The sequence below is a fragment of the Mesoterricola sp. JemC181 genome (genome assembly GCF_055384585.1).
Genome location: NZ_AP045076.1, coordinates 612,281 through 627,531, shown reverse-complemented (window position 1 = coordinate 627,531; position 15,251 = coordinate 612,281). Strand labels below are relative to the sequence as shown.

Genomic DNA, 15,251 nt, shown 5'->3' with positions numbered 1-15,251 from the left:
GATAACGCTTCCAGTGGCCTCCGGGCCCAAAACTCACGGTCCGCATCCATGCTGCCAAGCCTACGCAGTCTCAGCGATCCCCTCATCCAGCGGCTCGCCCAACTGATCTACCGTTGCCTGGAGGATCTGGGCAGCACGAAGGCCGCGCTCTACCTGAAGGACCCGGCCACCGGCTCCTTCGACCTGGTCAGCCACTACGGCTGGCCCCGCACCCTGCCGCCCCCGGATCGCATCGCCCCCCAGGACCCCATGCTGGTCCTGGTGGCCCGGGAACGCCGCAGCCTGGCGGTGAACGATCCCCGGAACTACCCGGAGCTCAAGCCCTTCGGCCACGGCGCCGCCCATGTGCCGCGGTTCTACCTTTCGCCCATCTACGACCGCGGCGAATGGAAGGCCCTGCTCCTCCAGCGGGACCCCTCCAAGGGCGGAGCCTACGACCCCGAGCGGCAGGACGCCGTGGTGCAGACCATCTGCACCGAGATCGCCCTGGCGCTCAATGCCTTTCCCGTCCCCTCCCCCCGGCCCGAACCCGCGCAGGAGGCCCCCGCGGTGGACGAGGTGCCGGCCCTTCGCGTCGCGGCGCCCCCATCCGGCGCCATGGTGCAGGTGGAGCGACCGGAGGCCTCGGCCCTTCCCCTGGAGGAGATGGAGGCCGTCATCCCGGAGCAGCAGACCTTCTTCTGGGAAGCCGCCAGCCTGCTCTGCCAGATGGTCCCCTCCGCCGCGGTGGCCCTGTGGCTCAATGACGCCCTGGACGCCCGGCCCCTGCTCATCTATAGCCGCCTGCCCCTTTCCGCGGACCTGAAGCAGCAGGTCGTTCGCCAGGTCCTGACCCAGGCGCCCCATGTGAAGGAAACGGAACTGCGGCTCCTGACCCGCTCGGAGTGGATGGAGCGGGAGCCCGTCTCCGGGCACTTCGCCACCCTCCTGCCCGTGCTGCTGGAGGAGGAGGCGGGCGGGGAAAACCTCCTCATGCTCTTCCGTCTGGAGGACCGCCCCTTCTCCATGCATGAGCAGGATCTCGTGCGCCAGGTCTCCCGGATGCTGGGCTTCTACCTCCAGGAAGCGGGCCTCCACGAGCGGTACCATCAGGCCTTCCTTTCCGTGAGCCACCGCATCCTGGCCTCCGCCGAGGGCCGGATCCCGTCGTTGAAGACCCATAGCATCAATACCGCCGAGCTCTCGCGGGACCTGGCCAGGAAGGTGGACCTGCCCACGTCCGCCGTGGAGGCCGTGAGCATCTCCGCCATCCTCCACGACGTGGGCACCCTCCTCCTGGACTACCGGGTGCTGGACAAGCCCCGGCTCACCGCCGAGGAGCTGGAGAAGGTGCGCCAGCACCCCCTCCTGGCCTCCACCTTCCTGAAGGACCTCTATTTCCCCTTTGACGTTCTACACATCATCCGCCACCACCACGAGCACTGGGACGGCGGCGGCTATCCGGACGGCCTGAAGGGCGAGGCCATCCCCATGGGCAGCCGCATCATCCATCTGGTGGAGGCCTACGAAATGATGATTTCCGAAACCCCCTACCGGCCGGCCAAGACCCCGGTCCAGGCGGAGGCGGAGCTGGAACGGCTGGCCGGCGTGCAATTCGACCCCCAGCTCGTGACCCGGCTCATCCAGATTCTCAAATCGCGGCACTAAAGATCGGCTGGCTGCATCCTGAGGTAAGCTGGGGGCCGGAGGTCCGGATGGCACGCGACACCACGAGGGAACGGGGCTTCATCCTGGCCATGCTGCTGGCGATCATCGTGGCCATGGGGATCCTCCTCACCGCCGCCCTGCCCTCCCTCAAGGCCGAGGTCCAGCGGGACCAGGAGGCCGAGCTCATCTTCCGGGGCGAGGCCATGGCCGCGGGCATCCGCGCCTACCGGGCCAAGACCGGCGGCTACCCCCTCAGCCTCGAGGACCTGGGCAAGATGCGGCCCCCGGTGGTGCGCAGGGTCTACAAGGACCCCATGAGCCGGGAAGGGGACTGGGACCTCATCACCGCCGTCCAGGCCGGGGCCTCCGGGGACACCACGGGGCTGCCCATCGTGGGGGTGAAGACGAAGGTCCAGGAGAACAGCTACCGGATCTACAACGGCAAGACCCTCACGAGCGACTGGGCCTTCTCCGCGGCCGGGAACCTGCTCGGGGTGCCGGGGGCCTCCGCGGCCGCCAGCGTCCTGGGGGCCGCCAACGATGCCACCAAGAAGCCCGACGCGCCCAATACCCCGGGGTCGGCGAACACCGGCACCAACCCGTAGCGCGCATGATCCGGCCCATCCTCGCCTGTCTCCTCCTGGCCCTGCCCGCGGCGGCCGACCTCCCGGCCTGGGGCCGCCGCATGGAGGCCCGGTCCGTGCGGGCCTCCGCCGGCCTCTGGGACCTGCAGACCGGCAAGCTCCTGGAGGGCTACGAGACGGACCGCGCCCTGGTGCCGGCCTCCACCACGAAGGTGCTCTCCACCTACGCCCTGCTCAAGACCTGGAAGCCGGACTACGAGATCGAGACTGAGGTGTGGGGGGATCTGCGGGGCTCGACGGTGGCGGGGGACCTCGTCTTCAAGGGCGCCGGGGACCCGCTCCTCACGTCCGAGCGGATCTGGCTGCTGGCCGAGGAACTGAAGGCCCGGGGGGTCACCGCCGTGAAGGGCCGGGTGCGGCTGGACCAGTCCGCCTTCGACGACCAGCACTACGGCAACGGTTGGGAGAACACCTCCGCCAACACCACCCCGCCGGTCCTGCCCCTCTCGGTGAACTTCAACCGGGACCGGGGGCACATGGTGTCCGAGCCGGAGCGGTACGCCGCCGACACCCTCACGCGGATCCTCAGGCAGGACGGCATCGTCATCGAGGGCGCCGCGGCCGAGGCCGGGGAACCCCGCAAGCTCCTGGGCTTCCGCTCCCCGCCCCTGCGGGACATCGTGGGCGGCATCAACAAGTTCTCCAACAACTTCATGATCGAGATGCTGGTCAAGCGCTTCGGCGGGGGCACCTGGCCCCAGGGCGTGAGGCAGATCCAGGCCTTCTATACGACCATGCTGGGCCTGGGCCCGGACAAGGTGGCCATCACCGACGGCTCGGGCCTGAGCAAGGAGAACCGCCTTTCGGCGCGCACCCTGGCCATCGTCCTGCGGGCCGCGTGGCACGACTTCGAGGTGGGCCCCGAGATGGTCGGCTCCCTCAAGATCATCGGCGGCGAGCCCTTCCGCCTCCACATCAAGGACGCCGCGCTGGCCCGGAGGATCCGGGTCAAGACCGGGCACCTCAACGGGGTCTGGAGCGCGTGCGGCTACCTGCAGACGCGGGACGGCAAGGGGCACGTGTTCGCCATCATCCTCAACGGCGACTGCGCGGAATCCGACGTGTGGGACCAGATACGCGCGTGGGCGGACTAGGCTCCTAGCCGTTCGAGGCCTTCAGGTCCGAGATGGCCTGCCTGAGCTTCTTCAGGTCGAAGGGCTTGCCCAGGTGGGGGAGCTTGGCCTGCTCCAGGAAGCTCCGGGTCTCGGGGTCGAAGGAGTCGCCGGTGGTGAACAGGATCCGGCTGGCCATGCCGGCCTGGTGCTCCTGGATCCACTCGAAGAGCTGGATCCCGCTGAGGCCCGGCATGCGGATGTCGGAGACGATGAGGTCGTAGGTGCCGCCCTGGAGCTTCTGGATGGCTTCGGCCGCCAGGGAGCAGGGAGTGACCTGGCAGCCCCAGGACTCGATGGCGTCCACGAGGCATTCCAGGAGGAACTGCTCGTCGTCCACCACGAGGATGCGGGCACCCTCCAGGTTCGCGGGGGCTGACGGGGACGGGGCTTGGACCATGGACAACTCCACCAGATATGCGTTCCCGAGTCCTTCCTGGCTGCGGACGGTGACCTTTCCGCCGTGGGCCTTCGCCACCGAGGCGACGACGCACATGCCCAGGGAGTCCACATCGGTGGCCTGGGCCAGATCGAAGATCCTGCGCGAATCGGCTTCGGAAAGGGCCGGTCCGGTGTCCTGCGCCACCAGTTGCTGGCCCGTGGCCGTCTGCCGGGTGCCCACCCGGAGGCGCCGGGCGGCGGACCGGGCCGAGGCCCGGATCCCCGTGCGGAGAAGGCAGAGGACGGCTTCCCGCACCATCCCGGCGTCAAGCGAGGTGCGCTGGAGGGCGGGGTCGAGGGACAGCTCCATCGAGACGCCGGCCGCGGCGGCTTCTCCCTCCACGCGCCGGGCGCAGTCCTGCACCACCTCGTTGAGGCTGGCGTCGTCCATCCGGGGCGAGGAGGGGGAGAAGAGCATGAACAGCGGCTTCAGGAGCAGCTGCGCGTGGTCCACTCCGGACAGGACCTTGGACAGGCGCGGCGCCATGGCGGCATCGGTCTCCTCCAGGAGCAGGTCCCGCTGGAGCACCATCGGGCTGAGCCGGTTGGCGACCTCGTTGAGCATGGGTGGCAGGATGCGGGCCAGGGCGGCCATGCCCTGCGCGTCGTTGAGCCGGGCCTCCAGGGCCTGGCGCTCCCCTTCGTCCCGGATCAGGGCGGAGTAGGCCAGCACCCGGTCGTCGCTGCCGCGGATCGGGGCATAGGTGACCCGGGCGGGGAACTCCGTGCCGTCCTTGCGCAGGCGCACCGTGGCCACGTCGCGGATGAGCTGGCCCTTCCCGACCTGGGCGATGGCCTGTTCCAGCTCGCCGGCGCGGGAGGCCGGGGCCAGCTGCTGCATGGTGCGTCCGACGATCTCCGCCCGGGCGTACCCGAAGATCTGCTCGGCGGCGGAATTCCACGTGAGGATCCTGCCGTCGGCGCTGAAGGAGACGATGGCCTCGCCCACGCTCTGGATCAGGCCCTCCAGGTAGCGGCGGGTCTTGAGGTTGTCCTGGTTGGCGCGCTCGAGCTGCCCGTAGATCTGGCGCAGCTCCTCGTTCTTCTTCTCCAGGGCGTCCTTCACGGTGCGCAATTCGGAGTAGAGCCGGGCGGTCTCCATGTTGGAGGTGAGGGCGTCCTCCAGGAGGTCCTGGGCATCGGCCACCTTGCCGGGGGCCAGGTCCGTGATGGAGACGCCGCTGTGCCGGAGCACGGTGGATTCCTGCGGGGGCGCCACCGGCTCGGAAGCCCTGGGCAGCTCGTGCATGCTGGACTTGATGTTGGAATCGATGAGATTGAGCATCTCCTCGAAGTCCTTGATCTTCTTGTCCAGGTGGTATTTCTTGAAGGTCGTGCCCACGGTCTCCCGGGCGATGGAGAGGAAGGTGTCCAGCACCCCGTCCCCGCGGTTGGCCACGGACTCGAAGTAGGGCACCGACCGGAAGTTGAGCCGGCGGTTCATGACCCCCACGGGCATGGCGTCGTCCAGGTCCCGCTTGTTGTACTGGAGGACGAAGGGGATCTGCTTGATGTTGAGCCGGTTCGCGTTGAGGTTGTGGTAGAGGTTGGAGAGCGAATCGACGTTCTCCTGCATCTTGGCTTCGCTTGAATCGGCCACGAAGACCACGCCGTCCGACCCGCCGAGCACCACCCGGCGGCTGGCGTCGTACTGCACCTGCCCCGGCACCGTGTAGATCTGGAGGTGGATGGCGTTCCCGTAGATGTAGCCCAGGTTGATGGGCAGCAGGTCGAAGAACAGCGTCCGGTCCTCCTGGGTGTTCACGGAGAACATCTCGCCCCGGTTGGATTCGGAGCACATGGCGTGGAGCGCCTGGAGGTTGGTGGTCTTGCCTGAAAGCCCCGGCCCGTAGTAGACCAGCTTCAGCAGGATCTCGTTCGCGCGCGTGTTGAATTGAACCATCAGGGGTTTCCCATTTCCAAGGAATGCTCTAGATTACCGTATCCCTGTAATTCCAACGCAACAAGCGAAGCGAATTTGTCGCCGGCTCAATCTTGGGGCGGGACCGCCCATGTTAGAATTCGCCTTACCCGTCTGCCGCGTGCCCTCCCGGGCCGCCCTTCGTGTCAATCGCCTGGAGATGCCCGGTTTGAACATCCACGTTTCCGCTCCCCGGATGACCCTGTGAGCATCCCCCGCCACGTCGCTCTAATCTTCTCGGTATCCGCTGCGCGGATACGCGAGACTTCCCACCCGGGCCCGCTCGGCCGCGGCCTTGAGGGGGAGGTCCAGTGAGCATCCCCCGCCACGTCGCTCTCATAATGGACGGCAACGGCCGCTGGGCTGCCCAGCGGGGCTGGCCCCGCATCAAGGGCCACAAGGAGGGCGTGCGCGCGGTCCAGGACATCCTGGACGCCGCCTCCGACGCCGGCATCGGGCACCTCACCCTGTACGCCTTCTCCACCGAGAACTGGAAGCGCCCCGCCCAGGAGGTGGCCGTCCTCATGGCCCTCCTGCGGATGTATCTCAGGATGTTCCTGCCCAAGCTGAAGAAGCGGGGCATCCGGTTCCACCACCTGGGGGCCCCGGAAGGGCTTCCCGAGGGGATCCTCAAGGACCTGCGCACCCTGGAGCTCCAGACCGCCGGCCACACCGGGATGGTCTTCCACCTGGCCGTGAACTACGGCTCCCGGCTGGAGCTGGCCACCGCGGCCCGGAAGTGCATCGAGGACGGGGTCCCGCCCGCGGAGATGGACGAGGCGGCCCTGGCCAGCCGCCTGTGGACCGCCGGCGCGCCGGACGTGGACCTGCTCATCCGCACCTCCGGGGAGCTGCGCATCTCCAACTTCCTGCTCTGGCAGGCCGCCTACGCCGAGTTCTACATGACCGAGTGCCTCTGGCCCGATTTCAGGGGCCCCCAGCTCCGGGAAGCCCTCGAAGCCTATTCCCAGCGCGAGCGCCGCTTCGGCGGAATCTGAGCGGAGTCCCCATGACCCCTGCCCCACCCCCCAAGCGCGCCGGCATCGACAAGGGCAACCTTGCCGTCCGGGTGGGCACCGCCCTGGTGTTCGCGATCTTCTTCTTCACCCTGCTCTACCTGGGTGCCCAGTACTGGGCCAAGGCCGTGTTCCTGGGCCTCCTGGCCGGGGCCCTGCTCATGGCCATGCACGAGTTCACCCTCATGGGCCGGAAGATGGGCTTCAACCCCTCCTTCCTCGCCGGCACCCTGGCGGGCTGGGCCTTCCTCCTGCACTTCTACCTCCTGGGCCGGGACCCCACGGACCCCCTGCCCCTGTGGCTGGTGTTGACGGGTTCCGCCCTGGTCATCCATTTCGGCGCCCTCCTTTTCGACCGGGACCTGGAAAAGGCCCTCCCCAGCCAGGCCATCACCTGGATGGGAGCCGTCTACCTGGGCCTGGGCACCGGGTTCATGATGAAGCTCTTCATGTTCAGCGAGACGACCCTGTCCAACACCGGCGGGCGCCTCGTTCTGGCCCTGTTCCTCATCACCTGGATCGGCGACACCTGCGCCTACTTCGTGGGCAGCCTCCTGGGCCGGCACAAGCTGGCGCCCCGGGTGAGCCCCAAGAAGACCTGGGAAGGGGTGGGCGGCAACCTCGCGGGCAACGTCCTGGCGGCCTTCCTCATCCGGGCCTTCGTCTGCACCGAGTGGACGCCCCTGGACGCGCTGGCCATCGGCCTCCTCCTGGGCGTGGCCGGCCTCATGGGCGACCTGGTCGAGAGCATGTGGAAGCGCAGCGCGGGCGCCAAGGACTCCAACATGGGCGGGATCTCCATCCCCGGCCACGGCGGCATGCTGGACCGGCTGGACAGCCTGGCCTTCGCCGCGCCGGTGTTCTACGCCTACATCCACTTCGTCCACGGACTGAACTGACCCATGCGCAAGGTCGCCCTCCTGGGATCCACCGGCTCCATCGGAACCTCCACCCTGGACGTGGTGGCGGCCCATCCGGACCGCCTGGAGGTCGCCGCCCTGGCCGCGGGCCGCAACCGGGACCTCCTCCTGGCCCAGTGCGAGCGGTTCCGGCCCCGGCTGGTCTCCCTCTCCCGGCCGGAGGACGCCCAGTGGCTGGCCGGCCAGCTCTCCTACCGGCCCGACATCCTCCACGGCATGGACGGCCTCCGGGCCTGCGCCCTGGAATCCGGGGCCGACACCCTGCTGGCCGCCGTGGTGGGGGCCGCGGGCCTGGCCAGCGCCGAGGCCGCCCTGCGGGCCGGCCTGCGCGTGTGCGTGGCCAACAAGGAGAGCCTGGTGGTGGGCGGCGCCCTCATGCGCCAGGCGCTGGAAGCCGGCGGCGGCGAGCTGCTGCCCGTGGATTCCGAGCATGCGGCCCTGCACCAGCTCCTGGCCGGCCACGCCCCCGGGGCCGTGCGGGAGGTGCGCATCACCGCCAGCGGCGGCCCCTTCCGGGACTGGGACCTGCAGCGGGTGCACGACGCCACCATCGAGCAGGCCCTCAACCATCCCACCTGGAAGATGGGGCCCAAGATCACCATCGATTCCGCCACCCTGATGAACAAGGGCCTGGAGGTGATCGAAGCCGCCTACCTCTTCGGCCTGACCGCGGACCAGATCGCGGTGACCATCCACCCCCAGAGCCAGGTGCACGCCATGGTGGGGTTCCATGACGGCACCTACCAGCTTCAGGTGTGCGCCAACGACATGAAGCTGCCCATCCAGTACGCCCTGCTGCATCCCGATCGCCTGCCCGGTCCGGTGCCGCCCTACGACTGGGACGCCGCCCGCGCCTGGACCTTCGAGCCCCCCGACCTCACCAGATTCCCCTGCCTCGCCCTGGCCTACCAGGCCCTCGCGGCCGGCGGCACCGCCCCCGCTATCCTCAATGCCGCCAATGAGGAAGCGGTGGCCGCCTTCCTGGACGGCCGGATCAGCTTCTGGCGGATCCAGGCCTGCTGCGGGGCCATCCTGGCCGCCATCCCGGCCGAACCGGCCCATACTTTGGATCAGGTGATGGATATTGACCGGCAGGCCCGGGTCCAAGCCAGAACCTGGATTTCTCACCACACCCGCCAAGGAAACCCATGAAGCGATTGCTCTATACGGCACCGGCCCTCCTCCTGGTCTCCTTCATTCCCGGCGCCGGCTTCTGGGGACCGGTGGTGCTCCTGGTGGGCCTCATCTTCTTCCACGAACTGGGCCACTTCCTGGTCGCCAAGTGGATGGGCCTGCCCGTGGAGGTCTTCTCCCTGGGCTTCGGCCCCCGGGTGGCCGGGTTCGCCTGGAACGAGACGGACGTCCGTTTGTCCCTCCTTCCGCTAGGCGGCTACGTTCGCCTGGCCGGCTACAACCCCGAGGAACCCGACGCCGAGGACCCCCACGGCTTCCTGGCCCAGCCCGCCTGGAAGCGCCTGGCCTTCTACTCCGGCGGCATCCTGGCCAACATCCTCATCACGGTGGTGGTCTTCTTCTTCCTGGGCGTCAACAACGCCCGCACCACGGCCGCACGCCCGCTTCCCTCCCCCCTCCTGGTGGTGGACGTGAGCTCGGACATGCCCGGCGCCCAGGGCGGCCTGAAGGCCGGCGACCAGATCACCCGCTTCGGGGAGCTGAAATTCCCGGGCAGCAGCAACGAGGAGGCCATCACGTACATCCGGGCCCGGGTCGGCCAGCCCATCGAGGTGGCCGTGGAGCGGGAGGGCATCAACCGCACCCTCACCGTGACCCCCAAGGACGTCGGCGGAGCCGGCAAGATCGGCGTGGCCTTCGAGCCCTCCAGCTGGGTCTATGACAAGCGCCCCCTGCAGGCCAGGGACCTGGGCTCCGGCGCCTATTTCGCGGTGGTGGGCAGCGCCCGCCTCGGCTGGGAGATCCTGGGGAACTTCGGCAAGCTCGTCACCCACAAGGTCAGCTTCAAGGAGGTGGGCGGCCCCATCACCATCGTCCGGGCCGGCAGCAGGGCGGCGAAGGCCGGCCTCATGCAGTTCATGGGCCTCATCGCCCTGATCTCCATGAACCTCGCCGTGCTCAACGCCCTGCCCATCCCCTTCCTGGACGGCGGCCACGCGGCGCTGCTGATCTTCGAGAAGATCCGCGGGAAGGACCTGTCGAACCTGGTGAAGGAACGGATCCTCACGGGCGGGTTCCTGTTCTTCGTGTGCCTGTTCGCCCTGATCATCTTCCAGGACATCTGGAAGCTCAGACACTAGACCGGCTTGGGTGCCTGGCATTTCCAGCAGGACTGGAACTGGGGTTCGAGCGTCTCCCCGCAGACGCAGACCCACGGTTCGCCTTCGGGCGCGGCGCGCAGGGAGGCCACGAAGGTGGCCACCAGCCGGGCCGCACGTTCCGCGTCGCCGTCCTCCAGGACCCAGACCCTGGGCAGCGTGCCGCGGATGTTGCTGAGCTCGCCCACCACGGCCTGGTAGGCGCCCCCGCGCACATCGGCGAGGATGCCCTGGTCCTCCAGGTAGGTGGCCACCATGTTGGCCTCCCGGAGATTCAACGCTTCATGAACGTCCTTCATTCCCTGTCCCCTTTCCGCACCCGGTCCATTTCCCGCTTCTGCTCCCGCTCCTTCAGGGCCTCGCGCTTGTCGCCCAGGGTCTTGCCTTCTGCCAGGGCGATGCGGACCTTGATCTTGCCCCTGGGCGTGAGGTAGATGGCCAGCGGGATCACGGTGTAGCCCTTGCGGGTGGCCCTGGAGACGATCTTGTCGATCTCGGCGCGGTTCAGCAGCAGCTTGCGGGGCCGCAGGGGGTCGTGGTTGGCGTAGGTCCCGAATTCATAAGGGCTTATGTTGGCCTGCTTCAGCCAGAGCTCGCCCCCGGTGATGTCCACGAAGGCGTCCTGCAGCTGGCCGTGGCCGCCGCGCAGCGATTTCACTTCCGTTCCCAGGAGGGCCACGCCGGCCTCCCAGGTGTCGACGATGTGGAAAGCGTGCAGGGCCTTCCGGTTGCGGACCAGGTCTTCAGTCATGATTCCAGTCTATCCAGGTTAGGCTAGAGGGTTCAGGAGACCCCTTTGCTTCATAAAATCCTTGCACCGATCATCGTCTGGATGACCGCCATGATGGCGGCCATGGGCCCCATGGGGGTCTCCCTGCTCATGGGCATCGAGAGCGCCTGCATCCCCCTCCCCAGTGAGGTGATCATGCCCTTCGCCGGGTTCCTGGCCTTCAAGGGGCAGATGACCTTCCTGGGCCTGGGGGCGGGCAGCCCGATGACCCAGGTCTGGATCGCGGGCGTCTTCGGCGCCCTGGGCTGCAACCTGGGCTCCATCCCCGCCTACGAACTGGGGGCCTGGGGCGGACGCAAGGCGGTGGAACGGTACGGCAAGTACATCTTCCTCAACCTCGACCACCTGGACCAGGCCCACCGGTTCTTCGAGAAGTTCGGCCGCTGGGCCATCCTCATCGGGCGCATGCTCCCGGTGATCCGCACCTTCATCGCCCTGCCCGCCGGCATCGCCAGGATGGACCGCAGGACGTTCCACCTCTACACCTTCGCCGGCAGCCTCCCCTGGTGCCTGGGCCTGGCCTGGGTGGGCTTCAAGCTGGGGGAGAAGTGGGACACCCTGGGCGTCTGGTTCCACCGGTTCGACCTGGTCATCGGGGCCGTGATCCTCGCGGGGATCGTGTGGTTCCTTTGGAGTCACCTCCGGAAGCGTTAATATCCTAGGCATGTTCCGAGACCTCCGCACGGCCGTGAGTTCCACCCGCAGGATCGCGGCCTTCGGCCTGCTGCTCCTGGCCCTGGGCCTGGGCGCCTACGTGCTGGGCACCCAGCACGCGCATCCCCGGTTCATCCAGGCGGCGGGGAGCCTCTTCTGGATCGTGGGCGCCTACCTGGGGATCCGCATCTTCACCTACATCCTGCTGGACCCCCTGCTTAGCAACCGGGAGACCGCGGTGCCCGGGTTCGCCCGGGACCTGGTGGTCTTCGCGCTGTACGTGGGGGCGGCGGTGCTCCTGCTGCACAAGGCCGGCGGCGTGAACCTGGGGGCCATCCTGGGCACCGGCGCCATCGCGGCGGCCGTCGTGGGCCTCTCGCTCCAGGAGACCCTGGGCAACCTCTTCGCGGGCATCTCCCTCCACCTGGACGAGGCCTTCCGGCCCGGGGACTGGATCGAAGTCACCGGCAACCTGCGCAACGCCTCGGGGCAGGAGACGTTCATCGGCCAGGTGGAGACCATGACCTGGCGGTCCGTGCAGATCGTCACGGAGAACGGCGACACCACCGTGTTTCCCAACCGCGTCCTGGCCCAGGCCGTGGTCACGAACCTCTACGCCCCCTCCGGTCTCCACCGCCGCACCCTGAAGGTGACCGTGGAGCCCCACGGCCCCATGGTCGACACCGTGGCCGCCCTGGAACAGGCCCTGGGCGGCATTCCCCACTACCCCCACCGCAAGCCCGAGGTGGTCACCCACAGCTTCGACATGGGCGGCGTGGTGCTGGAGCTGCGCTGGTGGGCCCTGGGCTGGCGCCACGGGCGGGCCGCCAACTTCCTGGCCGTGCGCCTGGCCCAGACCATCCTGAACCGCCGGGGCGTGCCCCTCCTCGGGCCGCACGGCGCCACCACCCCCCGCTCCGTCCCCATCGTCCTTCCGGAGGGGGCCGTCCCCGAGATCCTGGACCGGATCGGACTGCCCGGGGAATGGGCCGGCGAACTCCGGGAAAGCATGATCCTGCGCCGGGCCGCCCCGGGCGAGGGCGTCATCCGGGCAGGGGACCTGGGCGAATCGCTCTTCATGGTCATGCAGGGTTCGCTCCAGGTGGTGCGCGTGGACGAACGCACCGACCCCTACACGGGCCTCTACTGGGACGTGCTGGCCGAGCTGAGGCCCGGCGACTGGTTCGGGGAAGGCTCCCTGCTCACCGGCGCCGTGCGCAGCGCCACGGTGGTGGCCACGTCCCCCTGCGAACTGGTGGAGCTGCCCAAGGCCGCCTTCGAGAAGTGCGTCCAGCGCAATCCCCAGGTGGTGGAACGGCTGGTGGATCTCATGGAGTCCAGGTCCAGGCGCATGAACGAGGCCCCCAAGGCCGATTCCAGGCGCGAGGAGTGGCTCGCCCAGATCAAGAACTGGTTCCGTCTGTGACATTGCCCTTCCAGCAGGCATTACTATGGAAGCGGAGGCGGCCATGAAGATCCCAGAGAACCTTCGAGAGATCGTGGACCGCCTGGGCACCGCCATGGTCCAGGCCCTGGCCAAGGACGAGGAGACCCGGGCCCTGGCCCGGGCGATCCAGGACAAGGGCTTCGACATCGCCCTGGTGCTGGAGGCCACGGTGGCCCTGCACCGCCGGGAGGAGGAGGACGAGGACACCGCCCCCGGCTTCACCCTGCCCGCCCCCGAAGGCGACGAAGGCGCGTGGAGCGAAGCGGACAAGGCCTTCCTGCGCACCTTCCGGATCTCGATGTGACCTTCCACGAGCCCGCCCCCGAACTTGCCGCGGGTCCCCGCCCCAACGCCGCCGGCATGGACCTCCTGCGCCTGAAGGCCCTGGTGGCCTCCATGGGCGAGAGCTCCTTCCGGGCCGCCCAGCTGCACCACGGCCTCTACCGCATGCGGTGGACCGCCTGGGAGCAGTTCACGAACCTCTCCAAGGCCCTGCGCATCCGCCTGGAGCGCGAGGTGCTTCTCTCCTGGCCCGCCGTCAGCGAGAGCGTGCCGTCGGCGGACGGCTCCACCAAGCACGCCTTCCTGCTGGAGGACGGCGCCCAGGTGGAGGGCGTCCACATGCCCTACGGCAAGCGCACCACCCTGTGCCTCTCCAGCCAGGTGGGCTGCGCCATGGGCTGCACCTTCTGCGCCACGGGCCTCATGGGCATCAGGCGCAACCTCACCCCCGGCGAGATTGCCGGCCAGGTGGTGGCGATGCTCAACGCCCACGGCCACGGCCCGGACGAGGCGGTGAACCTGGTCTTCATGGGCATGGGCGAGCCGCTGCACAACCTGGACAACCTCATGGCGGCCTTCGCCCTCCTCACGGATCCCGCCGGCCTGGGCATCTCCCCCAGGCGCATCACCCTGTCCACCTCCGGGCTGGTCACCGGCATCCAGCGCCTGGCCGGGTTCAGGCCCAGGCCCCGCCTGGCGCTGAGCCTCAACGCCACCACCGACGCCTACCGCTCCAGCATCATGCCCGTGAACCGGGCATGGAACCTGGAGGCCCTGGCCGCCGTCCTGGGCGCCTTCCCCCTGGAGCACGGGGAGAGGATCACGCTGGAATACGTCCTGCTGAAGGGCGTCACCGACGCGCTGGAGGATGGGGCGCGGCTGGCGGCCTTCGCCGCGCGGTTCCCGTCCAAGGTGAACCTCATCCCGTTCAACCCCCACGAGGGCTCGGGCTTCGAGCCGCCCACGGAGGAACGGATCGTGGAACTGTGCGGAATCCTGGCGGGCCGGGGCATCACGGTCAGCGTCCGGCGGAGCCGGGGCCAGGACGTGGCCGGGGCCTGCGGGCAGCTGGTGAGGCAGGCGGCCAAGGATGACGAAGATATTTGATTTATTTATCTTTTTTATCCCCGTTCATCCCCGTTCATCCCCGGCGAATTAAGCGTTTAATTTGCCGGGGATGAACGGGGATGGACGGGGATGTAAAAAGATAAAAGATAGAAATTCATCCCTTTCATGAAGAGGCGGGGTTGACAAAGGGGTTGGGGAGACCATCTTGATTCAATGATTATTTTATTGGGTCGGATTCCATGATGATCAAGCGCCCCTTCCTCCTGGCTCCATTCCTGGTGCTTGCCGTGTCCGGCTGCAGGGCGCCCCAGGTCGCCACCCCGGCCCCCGTGATGTCATGGCGGGTGGCCACGGCCCACCTGGACGACATCTTCGAGCAGATTCCCAACGGTTCCATCGACGATTTCCGCAGGGAGACCCCGGACGAGGAACGCAAAAGGGTGAACGCCTCCCACGGCGAGGCCGGCCTCAAGGAGGACAAGGCCCACATCTACGGCGAGCCCGCGCCCGCCACCACGGACCTCATGCTCAAGCGGCTGGGGGTCGGCGAGGGCGACGTGCTCTACGACCTGGGCAGCGGCCGGGGCTACTTCCTCATGCAGGCCCTCCTCACCACGCCGCTGCGCAGGGCCGTGGGCGTGGAGCTGGCGGCCTCCCGGGTCGCGGTCGGGAAGGCCGCCCGGAAGCGGATGGAGGAGCAGGGCCTCCTTCAGGGCAGGACCCTGGACCTCCGGGAGCAGGACATGGCCCAGGCCGACTACGCGGACGCCACCGTGGTCTACATGGACTCGGTGTTCTACTCGGACGAGCTCCTGAAGACCGTGGCCGAGCGCCTCTCCCGCGCGAAGAACCTCCGCGGGATCGTGATGATCATGAAGGGCCTGCCGCCCAACCCCTGGTTCGAGGTGGAGGGCCGGGAGCGCTGGAAGATGAGCTGGAGCCCGAGGTTCGGGTCGGAGGTGATCTTCTACCGGCGGACGGCGGCGCCCGCGGCCTGACCTTGGCCATACCCCCCCCC

15 protein-coding genes are annotated in these 15,251 nt (G+C 68.3%); 12 read left to right on the top strand and 3 right to left on the bottom strand.

Going from position 1 to position 15,251, the window contains the following annotated elements; all coding sequences use genetic code 11:
- The first annotated feature begins 48 nt into the window (after nt 1-48).
- Genes ACZ5MC_RS02820 through ACZ5MC_RS02810 form a run of 3 tightly spaced genes read left to right on the top strand, consistent with a single transcriptional unit; the run spans nt 49 to nt 3,385 of the window.
- Nucleotides 49-1,647: an HD domain-containing phosphohydrolase gene (locus ACZ5MC_RS02820; protein WP_464517000.1), complete on the top strand. Its 1,599-nt coding sequence runs from the start codon at nt 49-51 to the stop codon at nt 1,645-1,647.
- 47 nt (nt 1,648-1,694) lie between these two features.
- Nucleotides 1,695-2,252, top strand: coding sequence for a type II secretion system protein (locus tag ACZ5MC_RS02815; RefSeq protein WP_464516999.1), 558 nt, complete (start codon nt 1,695-1,697; stop codon nt 2,250-2,252).
- Nucleotides 2,253-2,257: 5 nt separating this feature from the next.
- The gene (locus ACZ5MC_RS02810; RefSeq protein ID WP_464516998.1) at nt 2,258-3,385 is read left to right on the top strand and encodes a D-alanyl-D-alanine carboxypeptidase/D-alanyl-D-alanine-endopeptidase; all 1,128 of its coding nucleotides are present in this window, start codon (nt 2,258-2,260) and stop codon (nt 3,383-3,385) included.
- Between the two features lie 4 nt (nt 3,386-3,389).
- Here the strand turns inward: ACZ5MC_RS02810 and ACZ5MC_RS02805 are convergent, their stop codons facing one another.
- Nucleotides 3,390-5,747, bottom strand: coding sequence for a PAS domain S-box protein (locus tag ACZ5MC_RS02805; protein ID WP_464516997.1), 2,358 nt, complete (start codon nt 5,745-5,747; stop codon nt 3,390-3,392).
- Between the two features lie 329 nt (nt 5,748-6,076).
- Between ACZ5MC_RS02805 and uppS the strand changes: the two genes are divergently transcribed.
- From uppS to ACZ5MC_RS02785, 4 genes are read left to right on the top strand one after another with little or no spacing between them, the layout of a single operon-like run.
- Entirely contained in the window at nt 6,077-6,763 is a 687-nt protein-coding gene (uppS, locus tag ACZ5MC_RS02800) for a polyprenyl diphosphate synthase (protein WP_306598762.1), read from the top strand.
- Nucleotides 6,764-6,774: 11 nt separating this feature from the next.
- Nucleotides 6,775-7,680 (top strand): phosphatidate cytidylyltransferase, encoded by a 906-nt coding sequence (locus ACZ5MC_RS02795; protein ID WP_464516996.1) that lies wholly within the window; start codon nt 6,775-6,777, stop codon nt 7,678-7,680.
- A gap of 3 nt (nt 7,681-7,683) precedes the next feature.
- Nucleotides 7,684-8,853 carry a 1-deoxy-D-xylulose-5-phosphate reductoisomerase gene (gene dxr, locus ACZ5MC_RS02790; protein WP_464516995.1) on the top strand — a complete coding sequence of 390 codons (1,170 nt, stop codon included), beginning with the start codon at nt 7,684-7,686 and terminating at the stop codon, nt 8,851-8,853.
- Nucleotides 8,850-9,974 carry a M50 family metallopeptidase gene (locus ACZ5MC_RS02785; protein ID WP_306598759.1) on the top strand — a complete coding sequence of 375 codons (1,125 nt, stop codon included), beginning with the start codon at nt 8,850-8,852 and terminating at the stop codon, nt 9,972-9,974. Before dxr ends, ACZ5MC_RS02785 begins: the two co-directional genes overlap by 4 nt.
- Here the strand turns inward: ACZ5MC_RS02785 and ACZ5MC_RS02780 are convergent.
- Together ACZ5MC_RS02780 and smpB are read right to left on the bottom strand one after the other, a co-directional pair.
- Nucleotides 9,971-10,291 (bottom strand): putative signal transducing protein, encoded by a 321-nt coding sequence (locus ACZ5MC_RS02780; RefSeq protein WP_464516994.1) that lies wholly within the window; start codon nt 10,289-10,291, stop codon nt 9,971-9,973. The two genes, ACZ5MC_RS02785 and ACZ5MC_RS02780, sit on opposite strands and share 4 nt — an antisense overlap.
- The gene (smpB, locus tag ACZ5MC_RS02775) at nt 10,288-10,743 is read right to left on the bottom strand and encodes an SsrA-binding protein SmpB (RefSeq protein WP_306598756.1); all 456 of its coding nucleotides are present in this window, start codon (nt 10,741-10,743) and stop codon (nt 10,288-10,290) included. The genes ACZ5MC_RS02780 and smpB overlap by 4 nt, the downstream gene beginning before the upstream one ends.
- A 45-nt stretch (nt 10,744-10,788) precedes the next feature.
- Between smpB and ACZ5MC_RS02770 the strand changes: the two genes are divergently transcribed.
- From ACZ5MC_RS02770 to ACZ5MC_RS02750, 5 genes are all read left to right on the top strand, one after another.
- Nucleotides 10,789-11,436, top strand: coding sequence for a DedA family protein (locus ACZ5MC_RS02770; protein ID WP_306598754.1), 648 nt, complete (start codon nt 10,789-10,791; stop codon nt 11,434-11,436).
- A gap of 10 nt (nt 11,437-11,446) precedes the next feature.
- The gene (locus ACZ5MC_RS02765; RefSeq protein WP_306598753.1) at nt 11,447-12,862 is read left to right on the top strand and encodes a mechanosensitive ion channel family protein; all 1,416 of its coding nucleotides are present in this window, start codon (nt 11,447-11,449) and stop codon (nt 12,860-12,862) included.
- A 43-nt stretch (nt 12,863-12,905) separates the two neighbouring features.
- The gene (locus ACZ5MC_RS02760; protein ID WP_306598751.1) at nt 12,906-13,187 is read left to right on the top strand and encodes a hypothetical protein; all 282 of its coding nucleotides are present in this window, start codon (nt 12,906-12,908) and stop codon (nt 13,185-13,187) included.
- A complete protein-coding gene (gene rlmN, locus ACZ5MC_RS02755; protein WP_464516993.1) occupies nt 13,184-14,272 on the top strand; it encodes a dual-specificity RNA methyltransferase RlmN in 1,089 nt (362 codons plus the stop codon). Before ACZ5MC_RS02760 ends, rlmN begins: the two co-directional genes overlap by 4 nt.
- Before the next feature lie 203 nt (nt 14,273-14,475).
- Nucleotides 14,476-15,231, top strand: coding sequence for a class I SAM-dependent methyltransferase (locus ACZ5MC_RS02750; protein ID WP_464516992.1), 756 nt, complete (start codon nt 14,476-14,478; stop codon nt 15,229-15,231).
- Nucleotides 15,232-15,251 lie beyond the last annotated feature (20 nt).

Bases quoted from the DNA above. Each gene is read 5' to 3' on its own strand.
- ACZ5MC_RS02785 (WP_306598759.1), top strand. From the start codon at position 8,850: ATGAAGCGATTGCTCTATACGGCACCGGCCCTCCTCCTGGTCTCCTTC.
- ACZ5MC_RS02760 (WP_306598751.1), top strand. From the start codon at position 12,906: ATGAAGATCCCAGAGAACCTTCGAGAGATCGTGGACCGCCTGGGCACC.
- ACZ5MC_RS02750 (WP_464516992.1), top strand. From the start codon at position 14,476: ATGATCAAGCGCCCCTTCCTCCTGGCTCCATTCCTGGTGCTTGCCGTG.
- ACZ5MC_RS02820 (WP_464517000.1), top strand. From the start codon at position 49: ATGCTGCCAAGCCTACGCAGTCTCAGCGATCCCCTCATCCAGCGGCTC.
- ACZ5MC_RS02815 (WP_464516999.1), top strand. From the start codon at position 1,695: ATGGCACGCGACACCACGAGGGAACGGGGCTTCATCCTGGCCATGCTG.
- ACZ5MC_RS02780 (WP_464516994.1), bottom strand. From the start codon at position 10,291: ATGAAGGACGTTCATGAAGCGTTGAATCTCCGGGAGGCCAACATGGTG.
- ACZ5MC_RS02805 (WP_464516997.1), bottom strand. From the start codon at position 5,747: ATGGTTCAATTCAACACGCGCGCGAACGAGATCCTGCTGAAGCTGGTC.
- ACZ5MC_RS02795 (WP_464516996.1), top strand. From the start codon at position 6,775: ATGACCCCTGCCCCACCCCCCAAGCGCGCCGGCATCGACAAGGGCAAC.
- dxr (WP_464516995.1), top strand. From the start codon at position 7,684: ATGCGCAAGGTCGCCCTCCTGGGATCCACCGGCTCCATCGGAACCTCC.
- ACZ5MC_RS02810 (WP_464516998.1), top strand. From the start codon at position 2,258: ATGATCCGGCCCATCCTCGCCTGTCTCCTCCTGGCCCTGCCCGCGGCG.
- smpB (WP_306598756.1), bottom strand. From the start codon at position 10,743: ATGACTGAAGACCTGGTCCGCAACCGGAAGGCCCTGCACGCTTTCCAC.
- ACZ5MC_RS02765 (WP_306598753.1), top strand. From the start codon at position 11,447: ATGTTCCGAGACCTCCGCACGGCCGTGAGTTCCACCCGCAGGATCGCG.